General features: G+C 34.9%; 17 protein-coding genes. 5 read left to right on the top strand and 12 right to left on the bottom strand.

Going from position 1 to position 16,598, the window contains the following annotated elements:
- Positions 1-77: 77 nt before the first annotated feature.
- The 4 genes from pdaA to CWS01_RS13965 all read right to left on the bottom strand — a co-directional run bounded on the left by pdaA (position 78) and on the right by CWS01_RS13965 (position 3,814).
- Positions 78-848, bottom strand: a complete 771-nt coding sequence (gene pdaA, locus CWS01_RS13980; protein ID WP_235852068.1) for a delta-lactam-biosynthetic de-N-acetylase — start codon at positions 846-848, stop codon at positions 78-80.
- A 138-nt stretch (positions 849-986) separates the two neighbouring features.
- On the bottom strand, positions 987-2,525 hold the full coding sequence (locus CWS01_RS13975) for a fumarate hydratase (RefSeq protein ID WP_101177814.1): 1,539 nt from the start codon (positions 2,523-2,525) through the stop codon (positions 987-989).
- Between the two features lie 398 nt (positions 2,526-2,923).
- On the bottom strand, positions 2,924-3,109 hold the full coding sequence (locus CWS01_RS13970) for an SE1561 family protein (RefSeq protein ID WP_101177813.1): 186 nt from the start codon (positions 3,107-3,109) through the stop codon (positions 2,924-2,926).
- Between the two features lie 219 nt (positions 3,110-3,328).
- Positions 3,329-3,814, bottom strand: coding sequence for a YtxH domain-containing protein (locus CWS01_RS13965; RefSeq protein WP_101177812.1), 486 nt, complete (start codon positions 3,812-3,814; stop codon positions 3,329-3,331).
- 133 nt (positions 3,815-3,947) lie between these two features.
- On the opposite strand from CWS01_RS13965, the gene yfkAB reads away from it, so the two are divergent.
- The gene (gene yfkAB, locus CWS01_RS13960; RefSeq protein ID WP_101177811.1) at positions 3,948-5,069 is read left to right on the top strand and encodes a radical SAM/CxCxxxxC motif protein YfkAB; all 1,122 of its coding nucleotides are present in this window, start codon (positions 3,948-3,950) and stop codon (positions 5,067-5,069) included.
- A 227-nt stretch (positions 5,070-5,296) separates the two neighbouring features.
- Here yfkAB and CWS01_RS13955 read toward each other — a convergent pair whose 3' ends face one another.
- The 3 genes from CWS01_RS13955 to cax form a co-directional block, all read right to left on the bottom strand.
- The gene (locus CWS01_RS13955) at positions 5,297-6,121 is read right to left on the bottom strand and encodes a YfkD famly protein (protein WP_235852064.1); all 825 of its coding nucleotides are present in this window, start codon (positions 6,119-6,121) and stop codon (positions 5,297-5,299) included.
- Between the two features lie 83 nt (positions 6,122-6,204).
- Positions 6,205-6,816, bottom strand: a complete 612-nt coding sequence (locus CWS01_RS13950) for a YczE/YyaS/YitT family protein (protein ID WP_101177810.1) — start codon at positions 6,814-6,816, stop codon at positions 6,205-6,207.
- 462 nt (positions 6,817-7,278) lie between these two features.
- Positions 7,279-8,337: a calcium/proton exchanger gene (gene cax, locus CWS01_RS13945; RefSeq protein WP_101177809.1), complete on the bottom strand. Its 1,059-nt coding sequence runs from the start codon at positions 8,335-8,337 to the stop codon at positions 7,279-7,281.
- 194 nt (positions 8,338-8,531) lie between these two features.
- Between cax and CWS01_RS13940 the strand changes: the two genes are divergently transcribed.
- From CWS01_RS13940 to CWS01_RS13930, 3 genes are all read left to right on the top strand, one after another.
- Positions 8,532-8,942, top strand: a complete 411-nt coding sequence (locus tag CWS01_RS13940) for a pyridoxamine 5'-phosphate oxidase family protein (RefSeq protein ID WP_101177808.1) — start codon at positions 8,532-8,534, stop codon at positions 8,940-8,942.
- 136 nt (positions 8,943-9,078) lie between these two features.
- Entirely contained in the window at positions 9,079-10,239 is a 1,161-nt protein-coding gene (locus CWS01_RS13935; protein ID WP_101177807.1) for an MFS transporter, read from the top strand.
- A gap of 220 nt (positions 10,240-10,459) precedes the next feature.
- Positions 10,460-12,388: a heavy metal translocating P-type ATPase gene (locus CWS01_RS13930; protein WP_101177806.1), complete on the top strand. Its 1,929-nt coding sequence runs from the start codon at positions 10,460-10,462 to the stop codon at positions 12,386-12,388.
- Between the two features lie 234 nt (positions 12,389-12,622).
- Here CWS01_RS13930 and CWS01_RS13925 read toward each other — a convergent pair whose 3' ends face one another.
- The 3 genes from CWS01_RS13925 to CWS01_RS13915 all read right to left on the bottom strand — a co-directional run bounded on the left by CWS01_RS13925 (position 12,623) and on the right by CWS01_RS13915 (position 14,558).
- Positions 12,623-13,441 carry a YihY/virulence factor BrkB family protein gene (locus tag CWS01_RS13925; protein ID WP_101177805.1) on the bottom strand — a complete coding sequence of 273 codons (819 nt, stop codon included), beginning with the start codon at positions 13,439-13,441 and terminating at the stop codon, positions 12,623-12,625.
- Between the two features lie 215 nt (positions 13,442-13,656).
- Positions 13,657-14,013 carry a YtxH domain-containing protein gene (locus CWS01_RS13920; RefSeq protein ID WP_101177804.1) on the bottom strand — a complete coding sequence of 119 codons (357 nt, stop codon included), beginning with the start codon at positions 14,011-14,013 and terminating at the stop codon, positions 13,657-13,659.
- 59 nt (positions 14,014-14,072) lie between these two features.
- A complete protein-coding gene (locus tag CWS01_RS13915) occupies positions 14,073-14,558 on the bottom strand; it encodes a low molecular weight protein-tyrosine-phosphatase (protein ID WP_101177803.1) in 486 nt (161 codons plus the stop codon).
- Between the two features lie 174 nt (positions 14,559-14,732).
- Between CWS01_RS13915 and CWS01_RS13910 the strand changes: the two genes are divergently transcribed.
- A complete protein-coding gene (locus CWS01_RS13910; RefSeq protein WP_101177802.1) occupies positions 14,733-14,957 on the top strand; it encodes a DUF1128 domain-containing protein in 225 nt (74 codons plus the stop codon).
- Positions 14,958-15,005: 48 nt separating this feature from the next.
- Here CWS01_RS13910 and map read toward each other — a convergent pair whose 3' ends face one another.
- Both map and CWS01_RS13900 read right to left on the bottom strand, forming a co-directional pair.
- Entirely contained in the window at positions 15,006-15,758 is a 753-nt protein-coding gene (gene map / locus CWS01_RS13905) for a type I methionyl aminopeptidase (RefSeq protein WP_101177801.1), read from the bottom strand.
- A gap of 216 nt (positions 15,759-15,974) precedes the next feature.
- Positions 15,975-16,490: a type 1 glutamine amidotransferase domain-containing protein gene (locus CWS01_RS13900; protein WP_101177800.1), complete on the bottom strand. Its 516-nt coding sequence runs from the start codon at positions 16,488-16,490 to the stop codon at positions 15,975-15,977.
- Positions 16,491-16,598: the final 108 nt, after the last annotated feature.

The following is a 16,598-nucleotide window of genomic DNA, read 5'->3' as shown; positions in this document are numbered from 1 at the left end:
ATTTTTCGACAAAATTCGAAGCATATACACCATAAAAAAACAGACCTAGTCTATACTAAGTCCGCTTCACTTTAATCCTAATTTATAATTCCTTCATCCATTTCTCGCTTCACACTGATATCATCCAAACTTTTAAAAATATAGCCTCGTTTCTTTAGGTCTTTAATTGCTTGTTCCAGTGCATCTGCATTATCTTTAGAAACTGTGTGCAAAAGGAGAATACAACCAGGATGAACCTGCGCCATAATATTATCATAGCTGTACTTCCAGCCCTTTTGCTGATCCGTTTTCCAGTCCACAAAAGCGAGTGACCAGAATACTTGTGTATAGCCCATTTCTTTTGCTAATTTTAATGTTCTTTCACTAAAAATCCCTCGTGGCGGACGCAAATAAGTCATGCCCTTTTTCCCTGTTAGACTTTCAGTTTCAGCAACAACACTTTCGAGCTCGCTTTTTAGCTTTTCATCTGATACTTGGGTGAAATCTGGATGGTGATAAGAATGATTCCCTATTATATGCCCTTCGTTTGCCATTCTTTTTACTAAATCGGGAGCTGTTTTTAAATAATGTCCAGTAATAAAAAACGTTCCAGGTACTTTTTCCTTTTTTAAAACATCAAGTATTTTTCCAGTATAGCCATTTTCATAGCCATTATCGAATGTTAAATATAGTACCTTCTTATCTGTTTTGTCTTTATAATATGCTCCATATTTCTCCAAAAGCTCATCTAATTCTTTCCCGGCTTCTGCTGGCGCTTCATTTACCGCTTTTTTAAATCCCCAATGAATTGGCTGATTAGACACTGCATGTACTGGCGTTAAATTGATTCCCAAAAGCAAACATAATATAAAAGCATATTGAACAAACTGCTTCACTTTTCATCCTCCTTATACAGCTTTTTTCTTATTGTTTGTGTTAAGAAGGAAAAGATGCTTGGATATTAATAACAAAAAGCAGCCGCTATCTAGCCGCTGCTTGAATCTTTTTTATTTGAAAACTGGGTCTTTGAACTGAGCAAGTTTTTCCAAAGAAGATTGCTCTACATCTTTATGCAAGGAATTTCCATGTGAATCCATCGTAACAACTGCTTTAAATCCTTCTACTTTTAAATGCCACATTGCTTCTGGAATCCCAAATTGCATCAAATCGACGCCTTCTACAGATTTAATGCAGTCTGCATAATATTGAGCTGCACCGCCAATCGCATTTAAATAGACGCCTCCATAATCTTTTAATGCTTCTAATGTTTTAGGTCCCATACCGCCTTTTCCGATTACTGCGCGAATGCCAAACTTTTTCATAATATCTCCTTGATATGGCTCTTCACGGATGCTTGTTGTTGGTCCTGCTGCTTTGACATGCCATGTACCATCTTCATCTTTTAGCATAACCGGCCCACAATGATAAATAATTTGGCCATTTAAATCAATAGGAGCTTCATTTGTGCTTAGATATTTATGGATAGCATCCCGGCCTGTATACATCAGACCATTAATTTGTACTACATCACCTACTTTTAATTTGCGAATCTCTTCTTCGCTAATTGGAGCTTGGAGTGTAATAACCTCTTCTTTATCAACAGATGGGTCTTGCCTTTGCTCTTTGCTAAAATCTATCTTCTCTCCATCTTGATATTTCCACTCTGCTATTTCACCGCTATCTGTATTTACTTTTACTGCTAGTCGGCGAAATGCCCAGCAATTATAGGCAACAGATACGAAAAAGCTTGCGGGAATTCTGTTCATTACACCAATTTTGCAGCCTAAAAGGGTCGTTTCGCCGCCAAATCCCATTGTTCCAATGCCAAGCTTATTCGCATTTTCTAAAATATAGTCTTCCAGTTCTGCAAGTTCCGGAATTGGATTTGTATCATCTACCGAACGAAACAGCTGTTCTTTCGCTAAATCATAGCCTGCCGAACGGTCGCCGCCAATGCCTACACCAATAAAACCAGCACTGCAACCTTGTCCCTGTGCTTGATAAACAGAGTGCATAATGCATTTTCTGATGCCATCTAAATCCCGGCCTGCTCTTCCTAATCCTTCCAGTTCACAAGGAAGACTATATTGAATATTTTTATTTTCACAGCCGCCTCCTTTTAAGATCAGCGCTAATTCGATATAGTCTTTTTCCCACTGCTCAAATTTAATGACAGGAGTGCCTGCTCCTAAATTATTGCCGCTGTTCTCACCTGTTAATGAATCTACAGAATTCGGTCTTAATTTTCCATTTTTCGTTGCCAATTCCATTGCTTCGTAAATAGCTGCTTTTATTTCCAGCTGATTCGTTTTGATCGGTGTTTTTATTTTAAATGTCGGCAAGCCAGTATCTTGGCAAATTGGAGACACTTCTTCGTCCGCCATACTGATATTTTGCGTAATTGTGGCTAAACTCATTGCGGAGCGTGTACCTGCACTTTCTAATACTTTTGCTTTTTTTATTGCTCTTCGTACATCTTTCGGAAGATTTGTTGAAGTTTCCACAATCAATTGATAGACACTTTTCTTTAAGTTTTCCAAATACATTTTGCTCTTCCCCCTTCAGAACCCTTACTCTTAAAACCGTTTATTTTTGTTGCTATCTGCCTAAATATTCAAAAAAACATTTCACTAAAAAGTATACTCTTCTTCTTTAAATGTGAGAAGTGATATGCAATCGTTTTCATAAAATAACCCTATATTCCCTATTAAAAATTTAATTATTTTCTTTAAATAGAATGGACTATATCTATTCCGTTATCCAATAAAAACATAAGGCTGTTTTCATAAACCTTATTGCTAATTAATCAAAAAAGAGTAGTTGATTTCCGCTCCAATCAGCTTCTTTATAAACGATTTGAGTGAACAAAATCTATTTAAAAACAACAATCTTTTAGAAAAGAGCCAAAAATAAAAACCCAGATTTCTCTGGGATCTATTTCTTCTTATAAATCTCTATGTTTAAATTCATTGCATTTTAATTCAATATCATCAATCATTTCAATTAAACGATCAATATCTTCTAATTCTGCTTCTTCTGGATCGATCGCATCCAATACTTCTAAAAACATATTTAATCTTGTTTTTAAAAAGTCTACTTGTTCATTTTTGCCTGTAATAGAATTACCCAATACTTTTCTCTCCCTTCACTACTATATACATCCTACCGAATTTTTTCGTTTTCGGCAATGTACTCCCGCTTCTTTCCTCTTTATATGTTTGCACATTTTTGATATTTTTACACATGCAAGTGACTTTTTCTACTGACAAAAAACATCACCATGATTTATCAATCGTGGTGATCATTTATGATAGACTATTAATAAGATTCATTTTACAAACATAACTATTTAAAGAACGGGATGAATATTTACCATACGATTTCCTTGAATAGCAGGCAAATTCTCTTCATTCTGAGGCTTATTTGTTTCAAGTGTTGGCATCACAGTAGTGCCTGCTTCTTTTAACTTTCCTGTAATCGCCTGTATTTCACCTTTTGAATGCTGCAGTGTATCTAATGTTTCTTGTGTAATTTCCTTTACATCACTAGTTCTTGCAACGACCGTCCGTTGTATCTGTTCATAAAGTGCCTGTCCATCACGGAAGGCATCTTTTACTACGGCTTGGGCGTAATGCAGTTTTTCACTGATTTGTTCTTTTGCTTCTTTTGGATTTTCTCTGATTTCATAAAATATTTTTTCTGAGTTAGTTTTTATATGTTGAAATTTTTCCAGAACATTTTTCCTTGTAGTCGAATCGAGGAGAGAAAATGCAGTACCAATAAGTCCGCCTATTACCATACCAGTCATTAATTTATTATGTTTTTCATTAGACATATGAGCCATCTCCCTTTTTTCAGTCTTGTTGACTCTTTTCCCTGCTGAACAAATTTTAAACAAAAAAGGGTTTGACATTAAGATGTTTTCGCTCAATAATGACTAAAGATTTTAATGAAGAAGGAGCAATATCATGATTTCTCAAAAAACATCCATAAACCCCAAAATAGATCCATGGGAAGCATATATGGATATACAACAGCATGGCAAGTTGACACTTTCCAATATAGAATTTACTACTACCACTTTATGCAATATGCGCTGTGAACATTGTGCAGTTGGCTATACCTTGCAGCCAAAGGATCCCAATGCGCTTCCTATCGACTTATTAATTAAACGCCTAGAAGAAATTCCTTATTTGCGTTCTATCAGCATTACTGGCGGAGAGCCAATGATGAGCACAAAATCAGTCGAAAATTATGTTGTGCCACTATTTAAATATGCACATAGCCGCGGTGTTAAAACCCAATTAAACTCTAATTTAACATTAAGTTTGCATCGCTATGAACCAGTTATTCCTTATTTGGATGTTCTTCATATTTCCCATAACTGGGGAACAGAAGAGGAGTTTGCGGAGCGGGGATTTGCGATGATGGCAAAAAAACCTTCATATGAACAGCGAGGAAAATTGTTTCAAAATATTATTACAAACAGTCGTGCATTAGTGGAAGCTGGTGTCGTAGTATCTGCAGAAACAATGCTAAACAAACGAACACTTCCTTATTTGGAGCATATTCACCGACAAATTGTCGATGAAATGAAGTGTCAGCGTCATGAAATACATCCTATGTATCCCTCTGACTTTGCATCAACACTTGAAACTTTATCCTTAGATGAGATTAGGGAAAGCATCAACCATCTTTTAGATATTCGGGATGAAAATGTATGGATGCTTTTTGGAACACTTCCTTTTTATCCATGTAACAGCAAAAAAGAAGATCTTAATCTTTTAAGTCGCTTATATAGCAGCAAAAATGTGACCGTACGGAATGATCCTGATGGTCGTTCTCGCTTAAATGTTAATATTTTCACAGGGGATGTAATTGTGACAGACTTCGGCGATACACCGGCATTAGGAAATATTAAACATGATCAATTAGAGGATATCTTCAAAAAATGGATGCAAACAGATTTAGCATCTTCCCTTAACTGCCACTGTCCAAGCGTTCAATGTTTAGGACCCAATGTATTGGTAAAAAACAGCTATTATCAAAATATAGACTTTTCTACAAGAAAAGCACTTATTTCTAAATAAAAAAAATGGATGCAAATAAAAATTGCATCCATTCAGAGTGTAGAAAAAGCTTATTTTACTAACTTTTCAGGCTGATCGAAAACGTTTGTCTTTGGAGGAGTGAAGCCTTGGGAGGAGCGGAGTTACCAGGTAGGTAATGAGCATCCGAGCAAGGCGAATAACGAAGAAAGCGAGCGTTTGTCAACAGCCTCAATGGATGCAAATAAAAATTGCATCCATTTTTTCTATTATCTCGGTTTATCGCTCGCTATAAAACCAAATGATACGTGATCTTGGACTGGAATCCATGCTCCAATGCCTTGTGATGTCACATTTTTAACAACTATTGTCTTTTTGCTGCCTTTTAGCATCAAATAAACTTCCCCATAGGTTACTTTCCCTTTTTCATTTACTGCCGGTGCATATCCATACAAATAACCAAGTTTTTTTGCTGGAATATTATAGACATGGTCTTTTTTCGTTCCAATTCCAATCACTGTTTCAAACCCTAGAGATAATCCAGAATTTTGTGTCGCTTTTACTAGCATCATTTTTTTTACTTCTTCCGCACTTGGAATTTTCGCTGTTAAACCGCCTCGAACAATCTTTTGCACCTCTTGTGCATAATGAATTTGATAAGGCGCTTTTCCCCCTCTATTATCATAAAAATTTGTATTGATTTTTTGATATTCCCAGTTTGGAGCTGTTTCAGTCGATTCATAATTAAGAGGCCATTGTCCTAAATATACAATAGCTTTATATCCAAGAGCAAAAGGTGTGCTATTTACTGTACTTTCATTTAGCATGCGAATTAAATCAGGATTTTCAATTTTTACTTTGGATGAATTAATCAGCTCCTGTGTTAATTCACTCGGCTGCAGTTTTGGCATATCTTGCGCCGGATTTGGATACGTATTCTCTTTTGCTATATTGGTTACCGAGTTTGGAATAACAACTAGATGGGACTTTTCTTTATCCACTTGTTTCTTTTTTTCTTTTTCAGCAGATACAGGTGTTAGAATCGTTAGCATCATGATAAAAGTTAATAGAACAGTCGATATTTTTTTTATCAAGGTAAGAACTCCCTTCCAATACAATAACTATAAATTATCTATAGTTATTTTCTTCGGAGTTCTGATTTTCTATCCATGTTTTTTTATTTAATCGATAATTTATTCATAATTCCATTGCAGTAAGGATGAAAAAATTGAATAGCTGGTCCAATTCCAAATGCAATAATTACTGTTCCTACACCAATTGGTCCATTTACAAGCAGCGCAAACACCAGGGCAAGCACTTCTCCTACTAATTTTGCTGCCATAATATTTAAACCGAATTTTTTTTGAATGCTAACCATAAAATGATCAATTGGATTTAAGGGAAAACTTGCTTGTAAATATAGTGCAATCCCTAAGCCAACAACCACTAACCCAACCATTAAAAGGATTAGCTGATTCATAAAATAAAAATAATTAAAATGATGAAGCAAATGCGCCATCCAGAAATCAACAAAAAAACCTAAAATAAACACTGTAAATAGGGACAATAGTTCTGGTTTTTTTTTCATAAGAGACGCATTAATAAAAATTAAACAGATGCCAATAATAATAATCCAACTTCCAATGGTTAGGCCAATTAATTGGGATAACCCAACATTTAAAGCATCCCAAGGACCAGCTCCCAAATTTGCCTTTATCGTCAGTGTGGCACCAAATGACAGTATTAATAGCCCAACTATATAAAAAAGACTTCGATAAAATATTGCCATTTTACTCTCTCCCTCTAAATTACTTGTCCTTAATACATATGCACAAGCCTCCATTATCTTGAATAAAATTTTAAAAATAAATAATCAGAATATTTACATTTATCAAAAATTACTTTATAATAAAGATATCAAATAGAAGGAGGGCAGCCAGTCATATCGCTTTTTTAAAATAATAAAGGAGGAAAAAAATAATTTTAATAACTCATCAATCAGCTAGTATTGTATGTACATTAACAATTTATAAAGGTTGGTGATCCAATGGAAGCGACTTGATTTACTCCCTAAAGAAAACATAATAACAAGTAAATATATACTTATTAAAAAAAGAATAGAAAGGATGATCTATAGCAAAAAAGCCAATCCGCTGTAAAGAAAACGGATTGGCTTTTGTTTTGCCTTTTTTCCTATTGTATTTATGAGCAATCAGCGCTAATGCATTTCCCCACTAACTGTTCATAAACTTTACAATAAATAAAATCCAATGCCCATAATGACATATGCTGCAAGCAAAGTCGCTCCTTCAAACCAGTTCGTTTCCCCATCATTAGAAATAATAACCATCAACAAAACAGATGCTGCCATTGAAACAAGTTCTGGCAGTGTAAATACAAGTGATAGCGGTGTTGGGAAAAACAAGGAGATAATAACAAGTACTGGTGCAACAAACATCGCTACTTGTAAAGTAGATCCAATAGCAATTTCTACAGCGATGTCCATCTTATTTTTATATGCCATTACTACAGCTGATGCATGTTCTGCTGCATTTCCTACAATCGCAACAATGATTATCCCGATAAATAACTCTGACCACCCAAATGATTCAGCAACTACTTCAAATGTATGTACCAAATGCTCGGAAACATATGCGACCGCTAATGTTGCAATAGCTAATATAGCAATGCTTTTTTTCACAGACCACTCCGGCGTTTCCTCATGTGCGTGCTTATTTTCTCCTTCTGTCTGATAAACCCCCCGATGTGTAACTAGTTTAAAAAATAACGCCGCTACATATAAAAGGATAAGAATAGCGGAAATCCCGATACTTAAAGACTGCGTTTCACGATCTGTCATCGAGATGGAGAATACTTCTGGTATTACAAATGCAACAATAACAGCAAACATTAATAATCCAGAATTATGCCTCGCATCAAAAACATTATAATGCTGTCTTTTGTATTTAACTCCACCAATAAAAAAGGAAAGTCCCGCAACAAGAAGCAAGTTCCCAAGTACAGAACCAGTTAAAGATGCAAGCACTACTTCCGTTAATCCTTGTTGCAATGCAAAAATAGCAATAATTAATTCAACTGCGTTTCCAAAAGTAGCATTAAGCAAACCGCCGATTCTTGGTCCTGCAACTATTGCCAAACTTTCTGTTGCTCTCCCCATAAAACTAGACAGGGCAATAATGGTTAAACAATAGATAATAAACATCATAATACTCGGCAAATGCATAAGAGATCCAATAATAGATAATGGTACACCTATAATAGCTGCAAACATAAAAATTTTATTGACCACACTATCCTCTTCCTTTCATTTTCTAAATTTTAACTTTCCCCATTTATACATAAGATAAACATAGGAGCAACGAGACATTCCTTCCAAATCTCACCACTTATTTTAACATAGTTTGATTTCTTAAAAAGAAGGATAAAAACAAAAAGAGTACACAAATTATAGTAGTATATAAGCCCAAAAGGAGTGTTGCTGTTTTGACTAAAGATAAAGTTATTCATCTATTTAAAAACCATAAAATTGGTACATTAGCGACTATTAAAGACAATAAGCCTTACAGTCGATTTATGCTCTTTTTTGCTAAAGAATTAACTTTATATAGCGCTACGAATAAACAAACACATAAAGTGGATACAATTGAAGAAAATCCTTCTGTCCATATCCTGCTTGGTTTAGAGAACGGCGGCTATAACGGGGCATATTGTGAAGTAGAAGCAAATGTAGAAATTGATGAAGCACCGGAAAATAAAGAAGCCTTTTGGTCTGATCAATTAAGTAATTGGCTGACTGGTCCAAATGATCCTAATTATGTCCTGCTTAAATTTACACCACATAAAATTCGCTATTTTGCAGATGTTGGAGCAGAAGCAGAAGAAATCTCTTTATGACCTTTACTCACCTAAGAGCATGCCGCTATAGAGCATGTTCTTTTTTATTTGCAAACCAAGTCTTTTCCAGCTAACATCTTTTAGGGACACTAAGTTTTTTTCATCTATGATTTTATCTTGGGGAGAGTACTTATTTATGGAAAATAAAAAATTTTGGATATTAATTACGATTATCAGCATTTCTGGGTTTAGTCAAGGCATGCTCCTTCCTCTTATTTCTGTTATTTTTGAAAGTGATGGAATTCCTTCGACATTAAATGGATTAAATGCAGTTGGCTTATATATTGGTATATTGCTTATTTCACCGTTTATGGAATACCCGCTCCGCAAATTCGGCTATAAACCAGCTATTTTAGTTGGGGGATTAACAGTCATTACAGCACTCACCCTTTTTCCATTATGGAAATCATTTTGGTTTTGGTTCTGTTTACGGCTGTTAATTGGCATTGGCGATCATTCTTTGCATTTCGCTACCCAAACGTGGATTACCTCTCAATCAGAAGAAGCAAAGCGAGGAAAAAACATATCGTTATATGGACTGTTTTTTGGGATTGGTTTTGCAGTTGGCCCTATGCTGACTCCATTGATAAAAATAAATGAATCCTTCCCCTTTATTCTGTCTTCCTTTTTGTGTTTATGTGCATGGATTTTTGTTTTCTTTATTCAAAATGACTTTCCTCAGCAAACGATTGAAATAAATACCTTTAAGGAAACGATAAAACGCTTCTCTCGTACTATGAAATATGCCTGGGTTGCCTTCCTCCCTCCATTAGCATACGGTTTTTTAGAATCAAGTCTCAATTCCAGTTTTCCAATTTATGGACTTCGAATTGGCATGGGCGTAGTTCATATCTCTTTTCTTTTAACCTCCTTTGCGATTGGTGCGATTGTTTTTCAGCTCCCTCTTGGCATATTAAGCGATAAATACGGACGAAGAAAAATATTGATCATTATTTTATTTGTTGGATTTTTTTGCTTTTTAACCGCCAGTCTATTCGAAGATTTTCTGCCAATCATTTGCTTGTTACTTTTTCTTGCTGGCATGAATGTTGGATCTACCTTTTCCTTAGGCGTTAGTTATATGACAGATCTAGTTCCCACAAATCTTTTGCCAACAGGGAATTTATTATGTGGAATAGCATTTAGCATAGGCAGTTTAACAGGACCCTATTTAGGTGGACTATTTATTCAATTTTTTAAAGAGTTTAGCTATTTTCTATTTATCAGTAGCATTCTTTTTATTTTAAGTCTAATCTTATTCTTTTTTGGAAAACAAGGTTTAGCAAAAACACATTAATTTTAATGAACAAATCAATGTTCAATACATAATTTATATGGTAGGATATAGATAATTAAATACATTATGCCAAGAAGCAATTATTTATTGCTTTTGTCCAGACATCAAAGAAGAAATAATGCTGTCACCTAAATAGGTGGCAGCTTTCGTGTTTTTTAAGGGTAATGAATGTGATTATCTCTCTCATTGAGAAAAAAGAATCAAATAGGAGGTAGTAAAAATGACCGCAGAAACAAAAATTCTTAATCAAAAGCAAAAACAGCTGACAGAAAGTTCATTTTTTGAAAAAATAATGCCACATGCAGAATTAATTGCTGCAGGATTAAGTGGAATTCTTATTGTAGTTGGATGGTTATTCGCCCATTTCGAAGATAAGCCATTGTCGATCACTGCTTATATTCTAGCCTTTATTATCGGAGGATTTGCCAAAGCAAAGGAAGGAATAGAAGAAACGATTGCCAACAAAGAGCTAAATGTAGAGATGCTAATGGTATTTGCAGCAATAGGCTCTGCTATCATCGGCTATTGGACAGAAGGAGCTATTCTTATTTTTATATTTGCTGTAAGTGGCGCATTAGAAACTTATACAATGAATAAAAGCCATAAAGAAATCTCATCTCTAATGAGTCTGCAGCCAGAGGAAGCTGTAAAACTGCTTCCAAATGGCAGGGAAAAAGTTGTCCCTGTAGCATCACTGGTGATTTCTGATATGATTCTTATTAAACCAGGTGAAAGAATTCCTGCAGACGGAAAAATTATTACAGGAGATACTGCCATAGATGAAGCAGCAATTACTGGAGAGTCCGTTCCTGTAGCAAAAGGAATAAACGATGATGTTTTTGCTGGAACAGTTAATATCAATGGATCAATCACCGTTGAAATTACAAAAAATACAAACGAAACACTTTTTCATAAGATTATTACATTAGTGCAATCTGCGCAAAGTGAAAAATCTCCTTCCCAAGCATTTATTGAAAAATTTGAGGGAACGTACGTTAAGGTTATTCTTTCTATCGTCTTAATTATGATGGTTCTGCCCCATTTTCTATTTGACTGGAGTTGGAATGAAACATTTTATCGAGCGATGATTTTACTTGTTGTAGCATCCCCTTGTGCCCTAGTTGCGAGCATTATGCCAGCAACTCTATCAGCTATTTCAAATGGCGCTCGAAACGGCATTCTTTTTAAAGGAGGCGTCCATTTAGAAAACTTAGCCCATATATCAGCAATCGCTTTTGATAAGACAGGAACACTTACAAAAGGAAAACCTGTTGTAACAGATGTAATTGTACAAAAGGGACTAGACGAAAAGTCCATTCTTTTAACTGTCGCAAGCATTGAAAATCATTCTAATCATCCTTTGGCAAAATCGATTGTGCAATATGCTAAAACCATGTACAAAAAGGATGTTCTCAAGCCGCAAAGTATTCAAGATACTTCTGGTTGGGGAGTAAAAGCAATAATAGACAATGAAGAATGGAAAATTGGCAAAGCTCAATTTGTCGGTAAAAAAGAGGCACAGATTTTCGCCAATCATGCCTATGATCGTTTCTCTGAAGAAGGAAAAACGGTAGTATTTGTACAAAAGGGAGAAAAAATAATTGCACTTATCAGCTTAAAAGATATTGTTCGAACAGAAACAAAGTCGGCAATTCACACATTAAAAGAACAAGGCATCCATACCATTATGCTGACTGGGGACAGCAAAAAAACAGCAAGTGCCATCGCAGAAGAAAGCCATATTCATGAATATATGGCAGAATGTCTGCCAGAGAAAAAAGTCTCTTATATTAAAGAATTAAAAGAAAAGTTTGGAAATGTAGCAATGGTAGGTGATGGCATTAACGATGCTCCTGCACTTGCAACCGCAAATGTCGGCATCGCAATGGGAGAAGGCACAGATGTGGCCTTAGAAACCGCTGATGTTGTTTTAATGAAAAATGACTTGCCTCGAATATCGGAAGCCATTAAATTATCCCGTAAAATGAATCGCATTGTAAAACAAAACATTATTTTTTCTATAACCGTTATTATGTTGCTTATCTGTACAAATTTTTTACAAATATTAGATCTTCCGTTTGGCGTAATTGGCCATGAAGGCAGCACGATATTAGTAATATTAAATAGCCTTCGTTTGCTTCGGAATTAAACAAAAAAGGATGAGCTTTAAAACTCATCCTTTTTTTGTTTATAGATTCTTAGTGATAGCCATTTTGTCCATTTGCAGAACCTGACGTTTTATGTTTTGGTTTGCTTTTTCCTTTTTGTTTGGTGCCGCCATCTTTTTTTGTATGTTTAGTCATTGTAAATGCCCCCTATAAGTGTAAGTGATTCCCCTCTACTAGTTTGTGTCCTATCACTCATTTTATAATGGCAATTTTACCTAACAATTTTTCTTTTTGTCTGTAAAATAAGCGTTAATCTCTCCGCCTATCATAATGATCACACCTGTTAAATAAAACCAAATCATCGTAATAATAATAGCCCCAATGCTGCCATATGTAGCAGAATAATTCCCAAAGTTTCCTACATAATAGGAAAATCCTAAAGAAGCAACAACCCATCCTATTGTTGCAAATAATGCTCCAGGAATAGCGCTGACACATTTCATTTTCTTATTTGGGGCCACCCAATAAAGCGCTAAAAATACAATAAATAAAATAACAGGGGTTACTAAAAAGCGAATGGCTCTCCAAACAGATAAAAATTCCTCTGATAAATTAAATTGACTAAATAAAAAAATCCCTATTTGTTCCCCAAAGACTGGAAGCAGTAAAGCAATAACCAACACTGCGATCATGCCTAAGGTCAATACAATAGACATTGCCCTTGCAACAACAAAAGATCTTGTTTCTTCCACATCATATGCTTTATTAAATGCTTTTACAATCGCATTCAAGCCATTCGATGCAGACCATATTGTCCCGATAATCCCGATTGATAATAATGTGCCATTTTTGCTGAGCACTTGATCCAAGTTGGACTCAATTATATCCATGCTTTCTCCAGGTGCAAATGTTTCAAACATGCCCAATAAATCCTCTTTGGCTATTGGTAAATATGGAAGCAATGTCATGATAAAAATAATGAGGGGGAAGATGGATAATAAAAAATAATAAGCCAATTGTGCGGCTAAATCGAAAACATCATCCTGCTGTATTCTCTTAACTAAATCTTTCGCAACTGTAAATGCCTCTCCCAATCTTTTTCACCTTCCTAACGGACTTCACTGTTTTTTTTAGATGTTTTCTCTTTCCCCTTTATATACATGCTAAAAACATATCTATGTAGCATTTTGTTGATTTTATATATAGAAAAAGACTTAAAGGGAGGAAAAACAAGCAGTGATATTATGTTTTACCATGCTTGTTTCCCTTACTTATGAAGTAATGAGGCACTAACAGAGAATTATCAATACTAATACTCAGGTAAATATTGAATGCTTGAGATTTGCTTTCTAGGCTCTTTGCCTCCATTAGAGAAAGCATCCTTTGTTTCTTTCACAATACTTGCGATTGCTGGAGTCACCTGCTTTAACTCCTCGACTTTTTCTAAGATAAAAGCAACATCTTCTGAAACTTTTTCAGCAGTCGTTTTTAACTTCTCAGAAGTAGTAGTGACAGATGATGTTAATTGCTCCAAATTAGTAACAGAACTTTTAATTTTTTGTACACTTTGCAGAGAATTCCTTCTTGTTTGTTTATCCAGAAGACTTAAAGATGCACCTACAAGACTTCCCAATACTACACCTTGAAAAATATTTATATGCACCATTTCTTCCATCCTTTCTTCAACAACTGCTGAATATCTTCAAATAGTCAAAAACTTATTGTCTAGAATTTATAGGTTGTTTTTATTTCTGCTAGCAGCGCTTCACAACCCTTTGTTACCAATTCATATACTTCTTCAAAATTACCAGTAAAATAAGGATCTGGTACTTCTTTTCCCTTTTCTTCTGCTGTATAATCCATTAGCAGCCTAACTTTTATTGTAGAATCTGCACTTAACTTTTGAATATTTTCAATATTACTTCCATCCATTGCAATTAAATATTCAAATTGATCCAAATCTTCCTTGATAAACTGTCTGGCAAAAATACCTTCATCACTAATATTATTCGTTTTTAAAATATCTCTTGTACCCTGATGAGGAGTTTTGCCAGCATGCCATCCACCTGTTCCTGCAGAATCGCAGCTTATTTCTCCTTCAAGGCCTTCTTTCTTTACTAAATTCCGAAAAATCGCTTCAGCCATGGGAGAACGGCAAATATTTCCTAAACAAATAAAAAGAACATTTACTACCACTATAGTTTCCTCCATTCATTTTTATAACATACATTACAGACTAGCATTTCCATACATTTGAAGCAACACACTACTATAAAAGAGAACCACAATTTATGTTTGACTTTTATACAAACCCATGAAAAGATGTACTAAACAAAAGAGTTTAGCAAAAATGAAAAAATGGCAAATAGGAAGGGGCAAATAAGCATGAATTTAAGTGCTAAATCAACTGAAAATGTTGAATATATGATTGATAAGATTAAAGAAAAGTTAAAGGTTTTAAATTTTGGGGCAATCAAACCATCACATTTCGATGAAGAAATGTATGAAGAATTAAAAGAAATCTATGAACATGTGATGAAAAAGGAATCTTTTAGCCCAAATGAAATGCAAGCACTAGCAGAAGAATTAGGATCTTTGCGTAAACAATAATAAAAAGGAGATTCATGTAAGATGAATCTCCTTTTTTCTTCCCCTCCATTAACGCTCCTGATTTGTTAAAATAATGGGACCATCTTTGGTAATAGCTATCGTGTGCTCGTATTGTGCAGAATATTTGCCATCTCTTGTACGGGATGTCCAACCATTATCATCCATCTTCATTGCATAGTCGCCTATATTTACCATTGGTTCAATAGTAAATACCATGCCCTCCTTTATGCGGGGTCCTTTACCAGGCAGTCCATAATGAGGAACATTAGGCTTTTCATGGATAGCTGCGCCTATTCCATGACCTACAAATTCTCTTACAACAGAGAATCCTTGACCTTCGACATATTGCTGAATGGCATAACCAATATCGCCAATTCGATTCCCAATTTTCGATTCATTGATGCCAATATATAATGCCTCTTTTGTTACTTGCAATAATCGTTCTGCCTCCTCAGAAATTTGTCCGATTGCATATGTCCAGGCAGAATCAGCTAACGCCCCATTATAATTTACGACCATATCAATTGTTACAATATTTCCTGCCTCAAGAACTGTTTCTCTTGGAAATCCATGACATATTTCATCATTGATGCTTGCACAAGTGGCATATGGATAATCCCTATATCCTTTTTGTTCAGGTGTTGCCCCTTTTTCTTTTAAATAGTTTTCTACAAATAAGTCTATCTCCATTGTAGTAATTCCCGGTTTAATTATTTTGGCAATTTCTTTATGACAATTCGCTAATATTTCTCCTGCCATTTTCATTTTTTCAATTTCTCTTTTTGATTTTAATACAATCATTTCCATCGTCCTCCCTAGTGATAACCCAAAACATTATACGAGGAAATAAGCTAGTGTTTTCTTTACCTAGTCGAAAAATTCCTTCATAAAAGAAGCTTCATTTCCTTAATATATATACACCAAAACAGAAAAAAACACTATTTATTCTTAATTTATTTCCTATGTATTTCTATCATTTATACGCAAAAAAAAAGGGAGATACTCCTCCCTTTTTACTTATTGTAATAGTCCCAAAGATTCCTTAATAAAGGCTGGAATATCTTCCGGTGTTCTGCTTGTTACTAATTGATTATTGCAGACAACCACCTCTTGATCTTTATACGTTGCCCCAGCATACTCCATATCTACCTTAATTGATTTATATCCTGTTGCATTTCTTCCTTCCAATGTTTTTGCCGTAATAAGTAGCTGTGGCCCATGACATATCGCAAACACTGGTTTTTTAGCATCCATAAATACTTTTGCAAATGCAACAAATCGATCATCTGCACGAAGTTGATCAGGAGAAAATCCACCTGGAATAAATAATGCATCAAATTCCTCTGGATTTACTTCATTAATACTCTTATCAATTTTTACTGTTGCTTCCTTTTGTTTGCCTTCTACTGATTTTCCAGCTTCCGATTCAATGGTAACAACCTCATGACCAGCTTCCTTAAATGCTTTAGCAGGCTCCGTAAATTCTACATCCTCAAACATATTTGTAAGAACTGTTGCAATTTTTTTACCCATGTTTTCATCTCCTTATTGGTTCGTTTTATAAATTAGTTTCCCCAAACATTAAAGATAAAACATGCTAGTAGAAAATTGTATACGTTCATTATTATAATTTATCATCTA

Origin of the sequence: Niallia nealsonii, from assembly GCF_002835805.1 — a bacterium.
GTDB classification, from domain to species: domain Bacteria; phylum Bacillota; class Bacilli; order Bacillales; family Cytobacillaceae; genus Niallia; species Niallia nealsonii.
Note: the sequence above shows the minus strand (reverse complement) of the source record. Positions and strands in the feature narration are given on the sequence as shown.

Excerpts from the sequence above, each read along its gene's own strand:
- CWS01_RS13975 (WP_101177814.1), bottom strand. The coding sequence starts at position 2,525 with ATGTATTTGGAAAACTTAAAGAAAAGTGTCTATCAATTGATTGTGGAA.
- CWS01_RS13965 (WP_101177812.1), bottom strand. The coding sequence starts at position 3,814 with ATGTCTAATGAAAAACATAATAAATTAATGACTGGTATGGTAATAGGC.
- yfkAB (WP_101177811.1), top strand. The coding sequence starts at position 3,948 with ATGATTTCTCAAAAAACATCCATAAACCCCAAAATAGATCCATGGGAA.
- CWS01_RS13950 (WP_101177810.1), bottom strand. The coding sequence starts at position 6,816 with ATGGCAATATTTTATCGAAGTCTTTTTTATATAGTTGGGCTATTAATA.
- CWS01_RS13935 (WP_101177807.1), top strand. The coding sequence starts at position 9,079 with ATGGAAAATAAAAAATTTTGGATATTAATTACGATTATCAGCATTTCT.
- CWS01_RS13930 (WP_101177806.1), top strand. The coding sequence starts at position 10,460 with ATGACCGCAGAAACAAAAATTCTTAATCAAAAGCAAAAACAGCTGACA.
- CWS01_RS13920 (WP_101177804.1), bottom strand. The coding sequence starts at position 14,013 with ATGGTGCATATAAATATTTTTCAAGGTGTAGTATTGGGAAGTCTTGTA.
- CWS01_RS13915 (WP_101177803.1), bottom strand. The coding sequence starts at position 14,558 with ATGGAGGAAACTATAGTGGTAGTAAATGTTCTTTTTATTTGTTTAGGA.
- CWS01_RS13910 (WP_101177802.1), top strand. The coding sequence starts at position 14,733 with ATGAATTTAAGTGCTAAATCAACTGAAAATGTTGAATATATGATTGAT.
- map (WP_101177801.1), bottom strand. The coding sequence starts at position 15,758 with ATGATTGTATTAAAATCAAAAAGAGAAATTGAAAAAATGAAAATGGCA.
- CWS01_RS13900 (WP_101177800.1), bottom strand. The coding sequence starts at position 16,490 with ATGGGTAAAAAAATTGCAACAGTTCTTACAAATATGTTTGAGGATGTA.